Consider the following 18,637-nt stretch of genomic DNA (forward strand, 5'->3'; position numbering starts at 1 on the left):
AGTCGTCATGCAGACGGTGCCGCCTGTCTCAGCGGGATTATCGGCCGCGCCGCTATTCCTGCGGCGGGCACGGAAATCCGGGTAAACCCCCTGCGCCGTGCACGCTGGGACAAGGCTTTTGTGCACGCTCAGCCCAGCGTACCGGGCTGCGTCTTCCTACGATCCGGGTACGGCCTGCGCTGCGCGGGCCTCCCATCCGAGGAGACACACAATGACAACGCATTCACCGTCCCAACCCTCCAAGCGCCAATGGATCAAGGGGGCCGCCGCCACCGTGGGCGCGCTGGCCGTGGCGCCGCAACTGCTGGCCCAAGGCAATGGCAGCGGCCCCGTGCGCATCGGCTACGCGATTGCCCGCACGGGCCCCTGGGCTGCGGGCGCCCAGGTCAGCCAGGAGCCCAACTACCTGCTGTGGGCCGAACAGGTGAACGCCGCCGGCGGCCTAAGCATCAAGGGCGCCAAGCGCCCCATCGAGCTCATCGGCTACGACGACCGCAGCGAGACCGAGACCTGCGTGCGCACGTTCGAAAAGCTCATGGGCAGCGACAAGGTGGACCTGATCCTGCCGCCCTGGGGCTCGGGCGCCAACTTCGCCATCGCGCCGCTGGCCAACCGCTTCGGCTACCCGCTGCTGGCGCCCACCGCCCTGTCGCGCAAGCTGATCGACATGAACCTGCCCTACTTCTTCTCGCTGCTGCAGCAGCCCGACAAGATGATGGGCGCGCTGGTGGACATGCTGGTGGCCAACGGCGTGAAGTCGGTGGCCATCGTCTACATGGACGACCTGTTCGGCCTGGAAAACTTCGCGGCGCTGAACAGCGCGCTCAAGAAGACCAGCATCCAGGTGGTGGAGAGGAAGAGCTACCCGCTGGGCGTGAAGGACCTGGCGCCCGTGCTGCGCGGCATCAAGGACCTGAACCCTGACGCCTTCATCGGCATCACCTACCCGCCCGACACCATCCTGGCCAGCCGCCAGGCGCGCGAGGTGGGCCTGAACCCCAAGTTCTTCTACGCCTCGGTGGGCACCGCCTTCCAGTTGTACAAGAACGTGATGCAGGCCAACACCGAAGGCGTGATCGGCATGGGATCGTGGAGCGTGAAGACCAGCCCCGAGGCCAAGGCGTATTTCGACGCCCACGTGAAGAAGTTCAGCAAGGAGCCCGACCGCTGGGCCAGCGGCCATGCCTGGGCGGGCCTGCAGATCCTGCAGCAGGCCGTGGAGAAGGTGGGCCTGGACCGCAAGGCGCTGCGCGAGCACATCGCCAAGAACGAGTTCAAGACCATCCTGGGCGGCATCCGCTTTGCAGGCAGCGAGAACGCCTCCATCCCCGGCACGGTGAGCCAGTGGCAGGGCAGCGACTTCGAAGTGGTGTGGCCCAAGGACCGCGCCACGGCGCAGCTGAACACCGCAAAACCAGCCTGGAAATAACACAGTGTCTCTGACTTCCTGGGCCGAACTGGTCGCCAGCGGCCTCATTACCGGCGGCATCTACGCGCTGGTGGCCATGGGCCTCAACCTGCAGTACGGGCTGATGCGCATCATGAACATCTCGCATGGCGAATTCCTGATGCTCGGTGCCTTCATCACCTGGTGGGCGCACACCGCCTGGGGCTGGTCGCCGTTGCTGCTGATGCCCATCGCCTTCATCGCGCTGTTCGCGCTGGGGGTGGCGGTGCATGCGCTGTGCTTCAAGCGCCTGGCGGCGCGCGCACCCAACGTGGACGTGTTCGAGGCGCGCAGCCTGATGGTGGGCTTCGGCCTGATGTTCCTGGTGCAGAACACCGCCCTCTTGATCTGGGGCGGCGACCTGCGCGGCTACGAATACCTGGCCGACCCGGTGCAGGTGGCGGGCATGCGCTTCACCGAGAACAAGCTGGTGCTGTTCGGCGTGGCACTGGCGCTGTCGGCCGCGCTGATCGCGCTCCTCAAGCTCACCTTGCTGGGCAAGGCCGTGCGGGCGCTGATGCAGTCGCCCACGGGGGCACAGCTCGTGGGCATCAACACCCGGCGCCTGCACCCGATGATGTTCGGCATCGGCCTGGGCCTGTCGGGTGTGGCGGGGGCGCTGCTGTCGATGACCTACGAGATCTCGCCCTCCATGGGCGAGCCCTACACCGTGACCGCGCTGATCGTGATCACGCTGGGCGGCTTCGGCAGCCTGGCGGGCAGCCTGGCTGGGGGCCTGCTGCTGGGTGTGGTCGAGGCCCTGGGCATGCACCTCAGCAGCCCCTCTCTCAAGATGCTGCTGAGCTATGCGGTGTTCATCGGCGTGCTGATCTGGCGTCCTAACGGCCTCTTCTCCAAAAAATGAAACTCCATTCCAACAAGCCCTGGCTCGCGCTCGCCGTGGGCACGGCCTTAGTCGGCACCCTGCCCTGGCTGGTGTCCGAGTTCATGGCCTCGGTGCTGCTCAGCTGCCTGATGTACATCGCGCTGGCCACGAGCTGGTCGCTGTTCTGCGGTGCCACGCGCTATCTCTCGCTGGCCACCTCTGCCTTCTTCGGCATCGGGGCGTATGCCAGCGCCACGCTGCTCGGTAGCCTGCCCTGGCCGCTGGTGATCGTGGCCGGCGCGCTGATCGCCGCCGTGGTGGCCGTCGTGATGGGTGCGGCGGTGCTGCACCTGCGCGGCACCTACTTCGCGGTGCTCACCTTCGGCATGACGGAGCTGATCCGCCATGCGGTGACCTTTGTCGAAAAGCAGGTCTCCGGCACGGTGGGCCGTGTGCTCACGGTGGTGCCCAGCAACGAGACGGTGTACCTCACGGTGCTGCTGATCGCGGCGGCCGCCATTGCCACGGCCATCGCCATCCAGCGCAGCCGCTTCGGCCTGGCGCTCTCGGGCATCGGCGCCGACGAGCAGCGCGCCCAGACCCTGGGCGTGGACACGCGCCTGGCCAAGATCGCGGGCTTCGGCATCACCGCCGCGTTTGCCGGCGCCGTGGGCGCGGCCATGGCGGTGCGCTGGACCTACATCGAACCGGCGGCCGTGTTCAGCCCCTTCATCGGCTTCCAGACGGTGCTGATCGCGCTGATCGGCGGCGCGGCCAGCATCGGCGGCCCGGTGCTCGCGGCCATCGTCTTCAGCCTGCTGGCCGAGACGCTGCGCCTGCAGCTGCCCTACGGCTACATGATGGTGCTGGGCCTGCTGCTGATCCTGTGCGTGATGTACCTGCCCAACGGGCTGGCCACGCTGTGGCAGCGCAAGCGGGCGGCCACGCCCGCCGCACCTGCCACCGAGGCCGGCCATGTCTGAAGCCCTGCTGACCATCGACAGCGTGACCGTGCGCTTTGGCGGGCTGACCGCCGTGGACGGCGTGAGCGCCACGCTGCATGCGGGCGAGCTCATCGGCATCATCGGCCCCAACGGCGCGGGCAAGACCACGTTCTTCAACGCGATCTCGGGCGTGCAGCCACCGACCTCGGGCACGCTTGTCTGCGGGGCCGACGACCTCACCGGCAAGGGCCCGCACCACTATGCGGCCCACGGCATCGCGCGCACCTTCCAGACACCGCGCGTGTTCCCGGACATGACGGTGCGCGACAACGTGCGCTTCGGCATGCAGTTCGCGGGCCGCCACCGCCAGGGGCCCGTGGGCCTGCGCAATGAGGACGAGATCCTGGCCATGCTGGGCCTGTCAGCCCTCGCAGACCGGCCCGCAGCCGACGTGACGCCTTCGCAGCAGCGCCTGCTGGAGATCGGCATGGCCCTGGGTACGCGCCCGCGCCTCTTGCTGCTCGACGAGGTGGCCGCCGGCCTGACCGAGGCCGAGGTGGACGCGATGGCCCAACGCATCCGCCGCCTGCGCGACGACTGGGGCCTCACTGTGGTGTGGATCGAGCATGCGGTGACCACGCTGCTCAAGTACGTGGAGCGCGTGCTGGTGCTGCACCAGGGCCGCAAGATCGCCGACGGCACGCCCTCCGAGGTGGTGCGCAACCCGGAGGTCATCGAGGCCTACCTGGGCGATGAGATGGGCACACAGGCCACGCCCGAAGGAGCTACGGCATGAGCGGCGCACACCTCTCGGTACAGGGCCTGACCACGGGCTACAACGGCTTCCAGGTGCTGCAGGACCTGTCGCTCGAATCAACGCCCGGCATCACCGTCATCGTCGGCCCCAACGGCGCGGGCAAGACCACGCTGCTCAAGGCGCTGGCAGGGCTGCTGCCGCGCCAGGGCACGGTACTGCTCGACGGTCAGGCCGTGCCCGCAATGAATGCGACGGCCTGCGTGCAGCGCGGCCTGGCCCTGGTGGCCGAGGGCCGCCAGCTGTTCCCGCAGATGACGGTGACCGAGAACCTGGAACTCGGCGGCTGGCTGGTGCCCTCGCGGGTGCGCGCCGAGCGCCTGGCCCAGGCCTTCGAGGACTTTCCGCGCCTTAAGGAACGCGCCCAGCAACTGGCCGGCACCATGAGCGGTGGCGAGCAGCAGATGGTGGCCGTGGCCCGCGCCATGATGAGCGGCCCGCGCCTGTTGATGCTGGACGAGCCCTCGCTGGGGCTGGCACCGCGCATGGTGGACGAACTGCTGGCCATCGTGCAGCGCATCGCGGCGCAGGGCGTCACCGTGCTCATGGTGGAGCAGAACGTGCGCAAGGCGCTGCAGGTGGCCCAGCGCGGCTATGTGCTGGAGCGCGGGCGCATCGTGGCCTCTGGCGAGGCTGCCACGCTGCTGCAATCCGATGCGGTACGCCAGGCCTACCTGGGCGTGGCCTGAATCTTTTCGACCCACTCGTATCCGACTTTTTCCCTTGTCCTTCAGGAGACTGATTCCATGACTGCCATTTCCATGCTGATCCACGGCGAGCGCGTGCAAGCCACCGGCGGCGCGACTTTCGAGCGCCGCAACCCGCTCGACGGCTCCGTGGCCACCACGGCCCCCGCTGCCACCGTGGCCGATGCCCAGGCCGCCGCAGACGCCGCCGCCAAGGCCTTCCCGGCCTGGTCGGCCCTGGGCCCCAATGCGCGCCGCGCGCTGCTGCTCAAGGCGGCGAACGCACTCGAAGCCAAGGGCGACGCCTTTGCTGCCGCCATGGCCGCAGAGACCGGCGCATCGGGCCTGTGGGCGGGCTTCAACGTGCACCTGGCGGCAGGACTGCTGCAGGAGGCTGCGGCCCTGACCACGCAGATCGCCGGTGAGGTGATTCCGTCCGACGTGCCCGGCAGCCTGGCCATGGGCGTGCGCCAGGCCGCAGGCGTGGTGCTGGGCATCGCGCCGTGGAACGCGCCCATCATCCTGGGGGTGCGCGCCATCGCCACACCGCTGGCCTGCGGCAACACGGTGATCTTGAAGGGCTCCGAGCTGAGCCCCGCCACGCACGGCCTGATCATCGAGGCCCTGCAGGAAGCCGGCCTGCCCCCGGGCGTGGTGAACTTCGTGACCAACGCACCCGCCGACGCCGGTGCGGTGGTCGAGGCCATCGTGTCCCACCCGGCCGTGCGCCGCGTGAACTTCACGGGCTCCACCAAGGTGGGCCGCATCATCGCGCAGACGTGTGCCAAGTACCTCAAGCCCGTGGTGCTGGAGCTGGGCGGCAAGGCCCCGCTGCTGGTGCTGGACGATGCGGATGTGGATGCCGCCGTGGCGGGCACCGTGTTCGGCTCGTTCGCCAACTCGGGCCAGATCTGCATGTCCACCGAACGCATCATCGTGGACAACGCCGTGGCCGACGAGTTCGTTGCCAAGCTGGGCGAGCGCGCCAAGGCCCTGCCCCTGGGCGACCCGCGCAAGGGCCCGGTGGTGCTGGGGTCGGTGGTGGACATGGCCACGGTGCACCGCTGCAATGCGCTGATTGACGACGCGCTGGCCAAGGGCGCCACGCTGGTGTGCGGCGGCAAGAGCGAGAACACGCTGATGGCCGCCACCATCCTGGACCACGTGACGGCCGAGATGGACATCTACCGCGAGGAGTCGTTCGGCCCGGTCAAGCCGGTGGTGCGGGTGAACGGCGTGGAGGAGGCGATCGCCTGCGCCAACGACAACGAGTTTGGCCTGTCATCCGCCGTGTTCAGCCGCGATGTGTCGAAGGCGTGGAATGTGGCGGCGCGCATTGAGTCGGGGATCTGTCACGTCAACGGGCCGACGGTGCATGACGAGGGGCAGATGCCGTTCGGGGGCGTGAAGAGTTCGGGGTATGGGCGGTTTGGAGGGATGGCGGGGGTGCGGGAGTTTACGGAGCTGCGGTGGATTACGGTGCAGACGACTGCGCGGCACTATCCTTTCTGAAGCGGTGCTGTCTGTGGATTGAGGTTGTCCTGCCGCGCATCCGTTCGGGCTGAGCTTGTCGAAACCGGGGCGCATCGACCCATGGCCGTTCGGGTTGAGCTTGTCGAAACCGGGGCGCATCGGTCCACAGCCGTTCGGGTTGAGCCTGTCGAAACCGGGGTGCATCGACCCATGGCCGTTCGGGTTGAGCTCGTCGAAACCGGGGTGCGCTCGCAGGCTCGCTGGTTTGTACCGCGTGCCTGGTTCAAGGGCGGAGGCCGGGAGTCGCCCGGCGTGCGAGTAACTTTCTTTCGCGTCGCCGAAAGAAAGTCACCAAAGAAAGGGCGACCTACAGCCTGCGTCCCCACTCGCCCTGCGGGCGAGTGGGGCAACCTGCGGTGCTCGGTCGCGGGGTGCGCTGCGGAACTCGCTGCGCGCTGGGCGCTACGCTCAAACATCCGCAGCGAGTCAGTTCACGATGCGTGTGTCCTTCGGCACACGCTCACCCCACGCCCTGCGCTCCTCGGCGCATCCTGAAGGGCTGGGGGAGAGAACATCCACACGGGCCATCGCTGCGCTCGGCCTGGCGGTCGCGGCGCGAAGCGCCTGCGCGTTCGGGGCCGAGCAACGCGATGGCCCGTGTGGCTGTTCGGCTGTTGGGATGTTCGGCTGTCCACCCCCTGCTGGCTGCGCCTGCGGCGGGGCGGTTGCGGGGTGAGCATGCGCGTCGGAGCGCGCATGCCTCGTCATCTAGCTCGCCGTGGTTGTCTGAACGTAGCGCGCAGCGCGCAGTGAGTTCCACGGCGCACCCCGCAACCGCCCCGACGCAGGTCTGCCCCGTAGCGCAGCGAAGGGGTCGCAGACTGGGGGTCGCCCTTTCTTTGGTGACTTTCTTTCGGCGACGCGAAAGAAAGTTACCGCGCCGCCGGGCGCGCACCCCGGCTCCCGCCCTCAGCACAGGCATGCCGCCGAATCAGCGAGCCCGCGAGCAGCACCCAGGTTTCGACAAGCTCAACCCGAACGGATGGGGTTACGGAAGGGCAAGGTTTCGACAAGCTCAACCCGAACGGCCTGCGTTGCGAACTGTTCGGCATGTAAACGGTTTCTCGAACGCAAGGTACCGGCGTCTCGACAAGCTCATCAAGCCCCCGCAGCAATCGCATCCAACGGCCACCGCGGCTTCACATCAAACGCATAGTCGCTGCTGGCCTCCTGCTGCCCCGCCTGCAACCGCATCGCCGCCGCCATCGCGATCATCGCCCCGTTGTCCGTACACAAATGCAGTTCCGGGTAGTGCACCCGCACCCCCGCAGCCGCACAGGCCGCATTCAGCTGCGCACGCAAATGCCGATTGGCCCCCACGCCACCGGCCACCACCACGCGCTTCAAGCCTGTCTGCTTGAGCGCCGTCAGCGTCTTGCGCACGAGCACGTCCACGATCGCTGCCTCGGTGCTGGCGGCCAGGTCGGCCTTGCGGGCTTCGAGCCCATCGCCCAGCTTCTTGGCCTGCGTGAGCACCGCCGTTTTGAGCCCCGCAAAAGAAAAATCGAGGTCTCCGCTATGCAATAGAGGCCGCGGCAGCTTGAACGCCGTGGCACTGCCTTGCTCCGCCAGCCGCGACAACGCAGGGCCGCCCGGGTAGCCCAGGCCCATGAGCTTGGCGGACTTGTCGAAGGCCTCCCCGGCGGCGTCGTCGATGGTCTCGCCCAGGATCTCGTAGCGGCCCACGCCGTCCACGCGCATCAGCTGGGTATGGCCGCCCGAAACCAGCAGGGCCACGAAGGGAAACTCCGGCGGGTCGGCACTCAGGAAGGGCGATAACAGATGCCCTTCCAGGTGGTGCACGCCCAGCACGGGCTTGCCCAGCGACGCCCCCAGCGCGCACGCCACGCCGGCGCCCACCAGCAAGGCGCCGGCCAGGCCCGGGCCGCGGGTGTACGCCACCACGTCCACGTCGGCCAGGGTGTGGCCGGACTCGGCGAGCACCTGCGTAGTCAGCGGCAGCACGCGGCGGATGTGGTCGCGGCTGGCCAGCTCGGGCACCACGCCGCCGTACGCCTGGTGCATCTCGATCTGGCTGTGCAGCGCGTGCGACAACAGGGTGGGCACGGCGGAGTCGTCGGTGGAGCGCACCAGGGCCACGCCGGTTTCGTCGCAGGAGGATTCGATTCCAAGGATCAGCAAACTCATCGCCCGAGTGTAAAACCCGCACCGGGATGGCCCGCCGCCACGGCACAAAGCCCCTGCGGGCGGTGGCCGGCAGGGGCTTTGCCGTGAGGAGCGTGGTGCGCAGAAGGCGGTGGAGCCCACCGACCTGGCGCAACCTCAAGGGACCGTTACCAGCGGTCCGACCGCATGCGCAGCTCCCAGCTGCCGCTGCGCAGCTCGTACACGCCCACGGCGCCGTAGCGCTGCTCGCCCTTGTCGTCCCAGGTCATGGTGCCGATCACGGGCGCGTAGCCGTTGATGCTGTGCATGGCCTTGGTGATCTCCTTCGGCTCTGCCGACTTGGCCTTCTGGATGGCGGCAGACAGCACGTACATGCTGTCGTAGCTGTAGTGGCCGCCATAGGCGGGCGGCTTCTTGTACGCCTCGATGTACTTTTCAAGGAAGGGCTTGCCGGTGGCGAATTCCTTGGCCTCCAGCACGGGCGACGTGGCGTAGATGCCGTCGATGATGCCGGCGCCCTTGACCATGTCGGTGGTCTTGATGGTGTCGCCGCCCAGCAGGCTGACCTTGGTGTGGTCGACCTTGCGCAGGGCCTCGAGCAGCGCCAGCGCCTGGAAGTCGTTCAGGGTGGAGACGATGACTTCCACCTTGGCGGCCTTGAGCTCGCCGGCCAGTTCATTGAACGCCGTGGTCTTGTCGTCGAACGACTTGCGCACCACGACCTCTTTCTTCTCGGTCTTGAGCTGCGCGGCCGCACCGTCGGCCAGGCCCTTGCCGTAGGGCGTGCCGTCGTCCAGTGCGGCGTAGCGGGACGCACCGAGCTGCGTGGCGGCGAACGAGCCGATGGCGCGCGCCTGCAGGGTGTCGTTGCCGACCATGCGGAAGGTGGTGGGAAAGCCCAGCTGCGTGAACTTGGGGTTGGTGGAGATGGCGATCTGCGCAATGTCCTTGGCCGCGTAGATGGGCGCGGTCTCGATGCTCACGCCCGAGTTCAGGTGGCCGATGACCGCCACCACACCCGCATCCACCAGTTGCTGGGCCACGGTCTTGCCGGTGGCGGCGTCGGCCTTGTCGTCCACCGAGACCACCTCCAGCGTCACGCGCTTGCCATCCACGGTATAGCCGCCCTTGTTCAGCTCGGCCACCGCCAGGTTCACGCCGTTGAGCAGATCCTGCCCCAGCGCGCCCAGCGGGCCGCTCAAGGGCTGGGCCACGCCGATCTTGATGGTGTCGGGCACCTTGCTGCACCCGGACAGGAGCAGCAGCGCCGCAGACGTGACCGCGGTCAAGGCCAGGCCGGCGGAAAGAAAACGGCGCCGGTCGTTAAGCTTGTTCATGCAGATTCCTCATCAGTATGTCAATGTGACCAGATGTATATGCGAGCGAATGGAAGGCGGCTATCGGGTATGCCCTGCCAATCATCAAACTATTAGCAAGTTTCAGGCCCTGCAAGGCACGCAGGGCTCGGTGGTGTGATGATCGGACGTCCTGCACCGCTTCTGCGCACCAATTTGTGGCGTAAAAATTGCTTATGCTTCTGGGTATGAACGAGTCTTTGCGCATCGTGGTGGTGGCCCCGGACCTGGCCATCGCCGATCCCGACGACGAACACGCCGTGTTGCAGGCGGAACGTTCGCGGGCGCTGCGCATCGGGCTGCTGGAGAACAACTTCAACCTGGTGGCCACGCTGCCGGCCGACGTGTTCCTGAGCGAGCGCATCGCGCAGCTCCAGCCCGACCTGATCATCGTGGACGCCGAGAGCGAGGCGCGCGACGCGCTGGAGCATGTGGTGGTTGCCACGCGCGACGAGCGCCGGCCCATCGTGATGTTCACCAACGACGAGGACACCTCGCACGTCAAGGACGCGGTGGCCGCGGGCGTGTCGGCCTACATCGTGGCCGGCCTGTCGCCCCAGCGCATCCGCCCTATCCTGGACGTGGCGATGGCGCGCTTTCAGCACGAACAGGCCCTGCGCGCCGAGCTGGCCGATGCCAAGACCGAGCTCAAGGACCGCAAGACCATCGACCGTGCCAAGGGCCTGCTGATGCAGCGCCAGGGCCTGACCGAGCAGGCAGCGTACGAGAAGCTGCGCAAGACGGCCATGGACAAGGGCCTCAAGCTCGTGGACGTCGCCCAGCGCATGCTGGATGTGATGGACCTGCTGGGCTGAACCCGTGACATCCCCCCTGAGGGCCTGCGCGCCCGCAGCAGGGGCTTCTCGGTGTGCTGCATGGCCGCGCTTTTATCCTTCCCGCCCTGCCCTGGTCCGCGCCCACTTCTCGCCCCCTCCCAGATGGTGCACCGCACAAAGGCAGTGCGGGCGTTCCCGCTGCACCCATTGCACCACCATTTTGTTTAAAACTGGCCGCTACCGCTTGACAGACAAGCGCCACAAGCTATCAATTCCATAGCAATCACCACCCCGCGCAGGCGCGCAGCTGGTGCATCAAAGGTTGGCACGCAGCTTGCATAAACCCTGGCAAGACCAATGAAGGTCTTGCCCCTGACAGCAGCGGCCCAACGACGGGCCGGTGCTGATGCCAGGCCCCAATGCTTGGCAATGGACAAAGGCGTCCCCACCCGCCCCGACGTATGCATGTGTGCATCTCGCGGGGTGTGGTGTGGACGCCTTTTTGTTTTTAACGCTACGAGGAAGTGCCCCATGACCGATCTGCTCAAAACCAGCCTCAACCGCCGCACCGTGCTGCAGGCCGCTACCGTGGGCGCCGTCGGCGTCAGCCCCGCGCTGCGTGCGCTGGTGCATGCCCAGGGCTCTGACGCCCCCGAGAAGAAGGAGGTCAAGATCGGCTTCATCCCGCTGACGGACTGCGCCAGCGTGGTGATGGCCTCGGTGCTGGGCATCGACAAGAAATACGGCGTGACCATCATCCCCACCAAGGAAGCCTCCTGGGCCGGTGTGCGCGACAAGCTGGTCAACGGCGAGCTCGACTTTGCCCACGTGCTGTACGGCCTGGTCTACGGCGTGCACCTGGGCCTGGCCGGCCCCAAGAAGGACATGGCCGTGCTGATGAACCTCAACCACAACGGCCAGGCCATCACGCTGTCCAAGAAGCTGGCGGACAAAGGCGCCGTCAACGGCGCGGGCCTGGCCAAGCTGATGGCCAGCGAGAAGCGCGAGTACACCTTCGCGCAGACCTTTCCCACCGGCACGCACGCCATGTGGCTGTACTACTGGTTGGCGGCCAACGGCATCAACCCGATGAAGGACGCCAAGGTCATCACCGTGCCGCCACCACAAATGGTGGCCAACATGCGCGTGGGCAACATGGACGGGTTCTGCGTGGGCGAGCCCTGGAACCACCGCGCCATCATGGACGGCATCGGCGTGACTGCCACCACCACGCAGGACATCTGGAAGGACCACCCCGAGAAGGTGCTGGGCACCACGTCCGAATTCGTGCAGAAGTACCCCAACACGGCACGCGCCGTGACGGCCGCCATCCTGGAGGCCAGCAAGTGGATCGACGAAGGCCTGGCCAACAAGAACAAGATGGCCGAGACCATTGCCGGCAAGGCCTACGTGAACACCGGCGTGGACGCGATCAACCAGCGCATCCTGGGCCGCTACCAGGACGGCATGGGCAAGACCTGGGACGACCCCAACCACATGAAGTTTTTCAACGACGGCGCGGTGAACTTCCCATACCTGTCGGACGGCATGTGGTTCCTCACGCAGCACAAGCGCTGGGGCCTGATCAAGGACCACCCCGACTACCTGAACGTGGCCAAGGCCGTGAACCGCATCGACGTCTACAAGCAGGCCGCCGCCGCATCGAAGACCCCCGTGCCCAAGACCGAGATGCGCAGCAGCAAGTTCATGGACGGCGTGGTGTGGGACGGCAAGGACCCCGCCAAGTACGCCGACAGCTTCAAGGTCAAGGCCTGATCGCCGTGGCCTGACGACGACATCCACTCCGCCAGCACCACCCGCCCCTCTTGAAGGAGAACACCATGGTCAGCGCCGTTTTTCACACCCCGTTGGATGCAGCCCCGCCGGTTGCCACAAAAGCCATGCACCCTGCAGCCACCGCCACCACGGCCAGCGCTACGCCGGCGACCGGCACCAGCAGCCAACCGCAATCCACCACCGCCAGCACGCCGCCAGCACCGCGGCGTGACTGGGCTGCGCTGTCACGCAGCTTCTGGATGGCCGTGCTGCCACCGCTGTGCGGCCTGGGCCTGCTCATCGGCCTGTGGGCGGTGGTGTCCACCACCACCGGCGGCAGCATCCCCAGTCCCGTGGAGACCTGGAAGCAGGCGCTGGAGATCTTCAGCAACCCGTTCTACCGCAACGGCCCCAACGACCAGGGCGTGGGCTGGAACGTGCTGATGTCGCTGGAGCGCGTGGCCATCGGCTTCGGCATGGCGGCGCTGGTGGGCATTCCGGCGGGCTTCGTGATCGGGCGTTTCAACTTCCTGTCGCGCATGTTCAACCCGCTGATCAGCTTGCTGCGCCCCGTGTCGCCCCTGGCCTGGCTGCCCATCGGCCTGCTGGTGTTCAAGGGCGCCAACCCGGCCGCCATCTGGACCATCTTCATCTGCTCCATCTGGCCAATGATCATCAACACCGCCGTGGGCGTGCAGCGCGTGCCGCAGGACTACATGAACGTGGCCCGCGTGCTGAACCTGTCGGAGTGGAAGATCGCCACCAAGATACTCTTCCCCGCCGTGCTGCCCTACATGCTGACCGGCGTGCGCCTGGCCGTGGGCACCGCATGGCTCGTGATCGTGGCGGCCGAGATGCTGACCGGCGGCGTCGGCATCGGCTTCTGGGTGTGGGACGAGTGGAACAACCTGAACGTCAAGAACATCATCATCGCGATCTTCGTGATCGGCATCGTCGGGCTGGTGCTGGAGTTTGCGCTCATCAAGCTGGCCACTGCGTTCACCTTCGAAGAAGTCAAGACCTGACCCACCCCTGAGCCGCGCCTGCGGCGCGTCATCCCCTCAGGCGCCCCCCAGCGGTCCGGCCAAGCCGGGGCCACTGCGGGCCTTGAAACAACCAGGAGTTCCTCATGCACACCTCTCTCACCACCAAGTTCATCGAAGTCCATGGCGTGGAGCAGACCTTCAAGACCGCCAAGGGCCTGTTCCCGGCGCTCAAGAACATCAACCTCACGATCGCCAAGGGGGAGTTCGTCGCGCTGATCGGCCACTCGGGCTGCGGCAAGTCCACGCTGCTCAACCTGATCGCGGGCCTGACCACACCCACCAACGGCGCGCTGCTGTGCGCCAACAAGGAGATCAAGGGCCCGGGCCCCGAGCGCGCGGTGGTGTTCCAGAACCACTCGCTGCTGCCGTGGCTGACCTGCTTCGACAACATCTACCTGGCGGTGGAACGCGTATTCGGCGGCAAGGAAAGCAAGGCGCAGCTCAAGGCCCGCACCGATGCGGCCCTGGCGCTCGTCGGCCTGACGCCGGCAGCGCAAAAGCGCCCCGGCGAAATCTCGGGCGGCATGAAGCAGCGCGTGGGCATCGCCCGCGCCCTGTCGATGGAACCGCAGGTGCTGCTGATGGACGAGCCCTTCGGCGCCCTGGACGCATTGACGCGCGCCAAGCTGCAGGACGAGTTGCTGGAGATCGTGGCGCGCACGCAGAGCACCGTGGTCATGGTCACGCACGATGTGGACGAGGCCGTGCTGCTGTCCGACAAGATCGTGATGATGACCAACGGGCCCGCCGCCACGATTGGCGAGGTGCTGGCCGTCGACCTGCCCCGCCCCCGCCGCCGCGTGGAGCTGGCCGAAGACGCGCAGTACGTGCACTACCGCAAGGCCGTGATCGATTTTCTGTACACGCGCCAAGGGCACGTCGAGAAAGCGGCCTGAAGCCCCGGCGCTGCCAGCGCGTGGCAGCGCAACACCCCAGGCGCTGGCCGGTCCCGGTCAGCGCCTTTTTCATTCGGCGCTGACACGCACCGCAGGTTGAACGCGCGCGGCCCAAGCCGCCGCCGCCGTGCAAGGGCCGCACCGCCACTGGGGCGGCGCCCCGCGCAGCGCCTCGAAGGGCTCGTCAATGACTGCCGGTGATGTACTGCTCCAGCTGCTCGATGATGAATTTCTGCTCGGAGATGATGTCCTTGACCAGGTCGCCGATGGAAATCATGCCGACCAGCTTGCCGTTGTCCACCACGGGCAGATGTCGCAGGCGGCCGGTGCTCATCATCTGCATGCACTGCTCGCTGGTCTGGTCGGGCCGCACGAAACGCACGGCCGAGGTCATCACATCGCGCGCGATGGTGGCCGCCGAGGTGCGGCCCAGCAGGGCGATCTTTCGCGCATAGTCGCGCTCGGTGAAGATGCCCACGATGGCATCGCCCTCGGTGACCACCAGCGCACCGATGCCTTTGTCAGCCATGAGCTGCAAGGCGGCCAGCACCGAATCGGTGGGCCGGATGGTGTGCACGGTGGCGTCGGGCTTGGCCTCGAGAATCTTGGAGACGATGGTCATGGAACCTCCCTCTGAAACCTGGAACAGGTACAGAGAGATTTCAGCCCATAAGCCCCGTCAGCGCAACCCGCGCAAGCCCGATTTGCGGCGCTTTGTAGGCGATCCGGCGAATCAGTTGTTTCGTGCCTGTTGCATTCGGCCCGCAGCGAAACAAACTGAAAAGAACCGAAACCGCGACGAGACGACGCAACACGCAGTCATGGGCACGATGGAGCCCATGTTCAACGCACCTCTCCTGAGTTCAACCCCTGGTGGTAAGAGCCGCCCCCAGTTGCCGCTGACCGCATCGCAAGACGCCCTGCACACACGGCAACCCTTGGCTCCAGTGATTGTTTCCAATACCGGAACAGTCAGTTTGCGACCAGATGGTTTTTCTCTGAACAGCCCCGGCGTACAGTTCATCCCATCGATGAGCCGAACCCGCAAGGCGACTCACCGAACCCGGGATCTGGCGATGGACACCTTTCGTTCCTGCACTGGTTACCGGCTTTTTTGAGACGCTTTTTTTAACTTCAAGGACTTCATCATGAACAAGACCGCACGCTTCCTCTCCATCGCCGCTGTGTCCGCTTTCGCTGCCTTCGGTGCCCACGCTGACGAAGCCGACGCTTCGCAATTCGCCACGAAGTTCGACACGAACCGTACCCGCGCCGAAGTGGCTGCCGAAGCCTCCACCGTCGCCCAGACCCGCAGCATCGAGCCCGCTGGCTCCCGCGTCGTGACCTACAAGTCCACGGCTGACCGCGCTGCGGTGCGTGCCCAGGCTGCCGACGCTGTGCGCACCGGCCAGATCCCTTCGGGTGAGCAAGGCTGATCTGAATCCGAAGGATTCAACGCCTGTCTCTCGCTGACAAGTCAACAACCTGATTTCTAAAAATAACCTGGACCTTCATCATGAACAAGACCGCACGTTTCCTCTCCATCGCCGCTGTGTCCGTTTTCGCTGCCTTCGGTGCCCACGCTGACGAAGCCGATGCTTCGCAATTCGCCGCCAAGTACGACACCAGCCGCACCCGCGCCGAAGTGATGGCCGAAGCCTCCACCGTGGCTGCCACCAGCAGCACCATTCCTTCCGGTTCGCGCGTCCTGTCCTTCACCTCCACGGCCGACCGCGCTGCCGTGCAGGCCCAGGCAGCAGAAGCCCTGCGCACCGGCCGGATCTCTTCGGGCGAAATCGGTTCGCTGTAATTTGCTGATATTGCGGCAGCATTAGCTGCTGCTAACCGACCCAAAGGCTGGGGCTCCGAAAGGAGTCCCAGCCTTTTTGCGTTTATGTCTGGAAAATCTCACAGGTGGCTTCCGCAGCTTTTGAAACAAGCAAAACTGCCGGACCAATTACCCAAATCAGCACAAAGATCCACCCAGCACCGCTCAAGTCAATTTATTCAATCGATTACGTTTTCGAACCATTATCTAAGGCGTGGCGGATCCAAGCCAACCATAAGATGCGCGCCCAGGAAATAACACCTTAAACCGCCTCTTAGAGACAATTTTTCATGATCAGAGCTGCCGCGCTTTCTACCGCCAATTCAATCATCTCCGAGCTTAACAATTCTTCCGAATTCGCAGCACACGTAGCCTGGGGGGTGAACAGGACGCAACTCATTGATCAGTTGAGGCAAAGGCTCAGCAATGATCAACACTCTTGGCCCCACCAGGGCGGCACCAGCCTATGCGGACCAGCAGCCTTCATGTTTTGTCTTATCAATGACCGGCCCGATCTGTATGTAGGGCACATCATTGATCTTTGGACTGGCCGACCCGCCACCTTTGGGCCAGCGCAGTGTGCGACCCAACACACAGGTTCGGGCAACGGCTGAAACCGAAACCATCAATTCGGAAGGAGTCAAAATGACAGTACCGCAGGCAGCTGGCATCAATGCCGTGGATTGGATCAGCATGGCCAGCCTGCGCAACGACAGCCCCAGCCTGATCCCTTTCTCCAGCTACGACCATCCCTCGGCCATGGGCTCAGCCATCACCCGTCCCGCCTATCTGAAATCTTGGTTCAATGCGGTGGGCTCCACCACCTTGCTCGACAACACCAATGAGATTTTTCCGATGGCGGACTGGAAGGAATTATTGGAGTTGGCTCCTTATCAGTCTAGCGCCTGGGTGGTCATGCTCGTTTCCGCATCCATGTTCGGAGGGACCGGGAGCACCTACAAAAACCATTGGGTAGTGTTGAATGACCCCATCATGGTCAATGGCAAGCCAATCAGTAGCTACAAAGCCGATAAAAAACCGGATCTTGCAACGGCTTCAATCGACACAAAAATATTCACCTGGGGGAATAGCAATCGAGAATTAGCAAAAGTCAGAGCATTTCAACACCTTTCTCACTTTCTCAAATGCTTTCATGGCGGCATTGCTTTTTCATCCATACCATAATTCCCCAAAACATCACACATGCACCTAAATCCAAGATGAGCACAAACCTGATTTGGTTGAAAAACTGGCGCCACACCAAAAACGCCACAATCTCAACTCTATTATTTTGCATAATTTTTTCGGCGAATTCTGCAGGCACGTCAAAAATGCCAGGCAACACAGTGGATGCATCCACCAGCACAGACACAGGTGTCATTTCACTCAAGCCTCTAGGGATTTTTGGCGGAAAACGTGAGAGCTTCGATCTAGTTTTCTCCACGACTGGGGAGCGTTTTGCATATAGAAACCATAACGAGCTTGAGTTATGGCAAACCCTGCCACTCAAACGTCTAGCTCACGTTGATTTGCAAATTTCGTCTTTCATTGACCAAATGATTTTCGATCCCACTGGTAAATTTCATTATATTGATCAAAATAGACATCACTGGATTACAAACGATCTACAACAAGGCACTGGTGGCAACATCAATCTATTGAGCCCCAACGGCCGGTATGCAGTACGTAGAGGACCTAGACAAAGTGAAGACAACTTTACGCCCAACTACCACGGCGCCAGCAGTGATATCTATGACCTTCAAGAAAAGCGGAGCGTATGCCAGTTTCCCAGCATGGGCTGGTTGTCCAACGCAGCTTTCACCAACAACTGGTTCGCTGTTCAACTAGCTTTTACAGGACCCCAACCACCAAAGCCGCTGGCGGTTTGCGAGATAGCCACAGGGCGTGCACTGATCATGCCGTTTGGTGATGCTAAAAACTTGCTCCCCACACTGGACCCGCAAGGCCGATGGCTCATGGTGCACTCCAGAGGAACGCGCTTTTTTGGCTTGTCCCAGTGGGCGGATCGCGCGCTCTTTGCACTGCCGCTTGCGCAAAACGCCTTTGCCAAAAATCCGGACGACGAACCCCACCCCTGCGCCGAGTTGCCGTGCGGACGCCCTGCGCCTCTGCCGCCAGTGCCCGGACTTCCCATAATGCAGCCGAAGATATCTCCTGACGGCGATTGGTTGATTTACACGGATAGTCAATCCGTTCAAATCTTCCAGAATCAAGAAATGCGGCAAGTCGCAGTGCTGACTCACGCCCCCAACCAACAGCTCGTAAAAAATGTCAGAACTGGAAAGCATGTTCTGGTCTTTTCGGGCAATAGTCGTTGGATAGGCTTGCAGGTCAATAGCCGCCTGTACCGCATCGATCTGAAAGCGAGTCCGCTGCGCCTGCAAGAAGTGGCGCCGCCGATAAATGACTTCAATCTGCAGGCTATCTCCAGCGACGGTGTGCACTGGCTCGTGCAGCACGAAACAGAGCCGGACAAGACTTTTCAAGGGGCCTTGTGGGGATCAGTCCCTTGAGCGCTTTTGCATGCGTTCATTCGAGATGACCACTTCATCCAATCAACAA

At 64.3% G+C, this 18,637-nt stretch carries 18 protein-coding genes; 15 read left to right on the plus strand and 3 right to left on the minus strand.

The window, feature by feature from the left end; genetic code table 11:
- Nucleotides 1–211 precede the first annotated feature (211 nt).
- The 6 genes from ACSQ3D_RS16170 to ACSQ3D_RS16195 are packed head-to-tail and all read left to right on the plus strand — an operon-like array spanning nucleotide 212 to nucleotide 6,229.
- Entirely contained in the window at nucleotides 212–1,429 is a 1,218-nt protein-coding gene (locus ACSQ3D_RS16170) for an amino acid ABC transporter substrate-binding protein (protein ID WP_056170352.1), read from the plus strand.
- A 4-nt stretch (nucleotides 1,430–1,433) separates the two neighbouring features.
- Nucleotides 1,434–2,312: a branched-chain amino acid ABC transporter permease gene (locus ACSQ3D_RS16175; RefSeq protein ID WP_436127593.1), complete on the plus strand. Its 879-nt coding sequence runs from the start codon at nucleotides 1,434–1,436 to the stop codon at nucleotides 2,310–2,312.
- Nucleotides 2,309–3,256, plus strand: a complete 948-nt coding sequence (locus ACSQ3D_RS16180; RefSeq protein WP_436127594.1) for a branched-chain amino acid ABC transporter permease — start codon at nucleotides 2,309–2,311, stop codon at nucleotides 3,254–3,256. The genes ACSQ3D_RS16175 and ACSQ3D_RS16180 overlap by 4 nt, the downstream gene beginning before the upstream one ends.
- Entirely contained in the window at nucleotides 3,249–4,013 is a 765-nt protein-coding gene (locus ACSQ3D_RS16185) for an ABC transporter ATP-binding protein (RefSeq protein WP_436127595.1), read from the plus strand. Before ACSQ3D_RS16180 ends, ACSQ3D_RS16185 begins: the two co-directional genes overlap by 8 nt.
- Nucleotides 4,010–4,720 carry an ABC transporter ATP-binding protein gene (locus tag ACSQ3D_RS16190; protein WP_436127596.1) on the plus strand — a complete coding sequence of 237 codons (711 nt, stop codon included), beginning with the start codon at nucleotides 4,010–4,012 and terminating at the stop codon, nucleotides 4,718–4,720. Before ACSQ3D_RS16185 ends, ACSQ3D_RS16190 begins: the two co-directional genes overlap by 4 nt.
- 57 nt (nucleotides 4,721–4,777) lie before the next feature.
- Entirely contained in the window at nucleotides 4,778–6,229 is a 1,452-nt protein-coding gene (locus ACSQ3D_RS16195; RefSeq protein ID WP_436127597.1) for an aldehyde dehydrogenase, read from the plus strand.
- Between the two features lie 1,119 nt (nucleotides 6,230–7,348).
- Here the strand turns inward: ACSQ3D_RS16195 and tsaD are convergent.
- Nucleotides 7,349–8,398, minus strand: coding sequence for a tRNA (adenosine(37)-N6)-threonylcarbamoyltransferase complex transferase subunit TsaD (gene tsaD, locus ACSQ3D_RS16200; RefSeq protein ID WP_436127598.1), 1,050 nt, complete (start codon nucleotides 8,396–8,398; stop codon nucleotides 7,349–7,351).
- Nucleotides 8,399–8,544: 146 nt separating this feature from the next.
- Nucleotides 8,545–9,714: a branched-chain amino acid ABC transporter substrate-binding protein gene (locus ACSQ3D_RS16205; RefSeq protein WP_056415012.1), complete on the minus strand. Its 1,170-nt coding sequence runs from the start codon at nucleotides 9,712–9,714 to the stop codon at nucleotides 8,545–8,547.
- A 206-nt stretch (nucleotides 9,715–9,920) separates the two neighbouring features.
- Here ACSQ3D_RS16205 and ACSQ3D_RS16210 point away from each other — a divergent pair, with 206 nt between their 5' ends.
- The 4 genes from ACSQ3D_RS16210 to ACSQ3D_RS16225 all read left to right on the plus strand — a co-directional run bounded on the left by ACSQ3D_RS16210 (nucleotide 9,921) and on the right by ACSQ3D_RS16225 (nucleotide 14,226).
- A complete protein-coding gene (locus ACSQ3D_RS16210) occupies nucleotides 9,921–10,547 on the plus strand; it encodes an ANTAR domain-containing response regulator (RefSeq protein WP_056415009.1) in 627 nt (208 codons plus the stop codon).
- 492 nt (nucleotides 10,548–11,039) lie between these two features.
- On the plus strand, nucleotides 11,040–12,284 hold the full coding sequence (locus ACSQ3D_RS16215) for a CmpA/NrtA family ABC transporter substrate-binding protein (protein ID WP_056170379.1): 1,245 nt from the start codon (nucleotides 11,040–11,042) through the stop codon (nucleotides 12,282–12,284).
- A gap of 65 nt (nucleotides 12,285–12,349) precedes the next feature.
- Nucleotides 12,350–13,309: a nitrate ABC transporter permease gene (gene ntrB / locus ACSQ3D_RS16220; RefSeq protein WP_436127599.1), complete on the plus strand. Its 960-nt coding sequence runs from the start codon at nucleotides 12,350–12,352 to the stop codon at nucleotides 13,307–13,309.
- Nucleotides 13,310–13,413: 104 nt separating this feature from the next.
- Nucleotides 13,414–14,226 (plus strand): ABC transporter ATP-binding protein, encoded by an 813-nt coding sequence (locus ACSQ3D_RS16225; protein WP_056415006.1) that lies wholly within the window; start codon nucleotides 13,414–13,416, stop codon nucleotides 14,224–14,226.
- Between the two features lie 184 nt (nucleotides 14,227–14,410).
- Here the strand turns inward: ACSQ3D_RS16225 and ACSQ3D_RS16230 are convergent, their stop codons facing one another.
- Nucleotides 14,411–14,848: a CBS domain-containing protein gene (locus ACSQ3D_RS16230; RefSeq protein ID WP_056415005.1), complete on the minus strand. Its 438-nt coding sequence runs from the start codon at nucleotides 14,846–14,848 to the stop codon at nucleotides 14,411–14,413.
- On the opposite strand from ACSQ3D_RS16230, the gene ACSQ3D_RS16235 reads away from it, so the two are divergent.
- From ACSQ3D_RS16235 to ACSQ3D_RS16255, 5 genes are all read left to right on the plus strand, one after another.
- A complete protein-coding gene (locus ACSQ3D_RS16235; protein WP_436127600.1) occupies nucleotides 14,847–15,344 on the plus strand; it encodes a hypothetical protein in 498 nt (165 codons plus the stop codon). The two genes, ACSQ3D_RS16230 and ACSQ3D_RS16235, sit on opposite strands and share 2 nt — an antisense overlap.
- Before the next feature lie 30 nt (nucleotides 15,345–15,374).
- Nucleotides 15,375–15,662: a hypothetical protein gene (locus tag ACSQ3D_RS16240; protein WP_056415001.1), complete on the plus strand. Its 288-nt coding sequence runs from the start codon at nucleotides 15,375–15,377 to the stop codon at nucleotides 15,660–15,662.
- 80 nt (nucleotides 15,663–15,742) lie between these two features.
- Nucleotides 15,743–16,036 (plus strand): DUF4148 domain-containing protein, encoded by a 294-nt coding sequence (locus ACSQ3D_RS16245; RefSeq protein WP_436127601.1) that lies wholly within the window; start codon nucleotides 15,743–15,745, stop codon nucleotides 16,034–16,036.
- Between the two features lie 663 nt (nucleotides 16,037–16,699).
- Complete coding sequence (locus ACSQ3D_RS16250) at nucleotides 16,700–17,239, plus strand: hypothetical protein (protein WP_436127602.1); 540 nt, start codon at nucleotides 16,700–16,702, stop codon at nucleotides 17,237–17,239.
- Nucleotides 17,240–17,274: 35 nt separating this feature from the next.
- Entirely contained in the window at nucleotides 17,275–18,588 is a 1,314-nt protein-coding gene (locus ACSQ3D_RS16255; protein WP_436127603.1) for a hypothetical protein, read from the plus strand.
- Nucleotides 18,589–18,637 lie beyond the last annotated feature (49 nt).

This window comes from Acidovorax sp. LjRoot117, from assembly GCF_964252695.1.
GTDB lineage: Bacteria > Pseudomonadota > Gammaproteobacteria > Burkholderiales > Burkholderiaceae_C > Acidovorax.

Excerpts from the sequence above, each read along its gene's own strand:
- ACSQ3D_RS16240 (WP_056415001.1), top strand. The coding sequence starts at position 15,375 with ATGAACAAGACCGCACGCTTCCTCTCCATCGCCGCTGTGTCCGCTTTC.
- ACSQ3D_RS16205 (WP_056415012.1), bottom strand. The coding sequence starts at position 9,714 with ATGAACAAGCTTAACGACCGGCGCCGTTTTCTTTCCGCCGGCCTGGCC.
- ACSQ3D_RS16195 (WP_436127597.1), top strand. The coding sequence starts at position 4,778 with ATGACTGCCATTTCCATGCTGATCCACGGCGAGCGCGTGCAAGCCACC.
- ACSQ3D_RS16215 (WP_056170379.1), top strand. The coding sequence starts at position 11,040 with ATGACCGATCTGCTCAAAACCAGCCTCAACCGCCGCACCGTGCTGCAG.
- ntrB (WP_436127599.1), top strand. The coding sequence starts at position 12,350 with ATGGTCAGCGCCGTTTTTCACACCCCGTTGGATGCAGCCCCGCCGGTT.
- ACSQ3D_RS16180 (WP_436127594.1), top strand. The coding sequence starts at position 2,309 with ATGAAACTCCATTCCAACAAGCCCTGGCTCGCGCTCGCCGTGGGCACG.
- ACSQ3D_RS16255 (WP_436127603.1), top strand. The coding sequence starts at position 17,275 with ATGAGCACAAACCTGATTTGGTTGAAAAACTGGCGCCACACCAAAAAC.
- ACSQ3D_RS16245 (WP_436127601.1), top strand. The coding sequence starts at position 15,743 with ATGAACAAGACCGCACGTTTCCTCTCCATCGCCGCTGTGTCCGTTTTC.
- ACSQ3D_RS16170 (WP_056170352.1), top strand. The coding sequence starts at position 212 with ATGACAACGCATTCACCGTCCCAACCCTCCAAGCGCCAATGGATCAAG.
- ACSQ3D_RS16210 (WP_056415009.1), top strand. The coding sequence starts at position 9,921 with ATGAACGAGTCTTTGCGCATCGTGGTGGTGGCCCCGGACCTGGCCATC.
- ACSQ3D_RS16225 (WP_056415006.1), top strand. The coding sequence starts at position 13,414 with ATGCACACCTCTCTCACCACCAAGTTCATCGAAGTCCATGGCGTGGAG.
- tsaD (WP_436127598.1), bottom strand. The coding sequence starts at position 8,398 with ATGAGTTTGCTGATCCTTGGAATCGAATCCTCCTGCGACGAAACCGGC.
- ACSQ3D_RS16190 (WP_436127596.1), top strand. The coding sequence starts at position 4,010 with ATGAGCGGCGCACACCTCTCGGTACAGGGCCTGACCACGGGCTACAAC.
- ACSQ3D_RS16235 (WP_436127600.1), top strand. The coding sequence starts at position 14,847 with ATGGAACCTCCCTCTGAAACCTGGAACAGGTACAGAGAGATTTCAGCC.
- ACSQ3D_RS16185 (WP_436127595.1), top strand. The coding sequence starts at position 3,249 with ATGTCTGAAGCCCTGCTGACCATCGACAGCGTGACCGTGCGCTTTGGC.
- ACSQ3D_RS16250 (WP_436127602.1), top strand. The coding sequence starts at position 16,700 with ATGACAGTACCGCAGGCAGCTGGCATCAATGCCGTGGATTGGATCAGC.
- ACSQ3D_RS16230 (WP_056415005.1), bottom strand. The coding sequence starts at position 14,848 with ATGACCATCGTCTCCAAGATTCTCGAGGCCAAGCCCGACGCCACCGTG.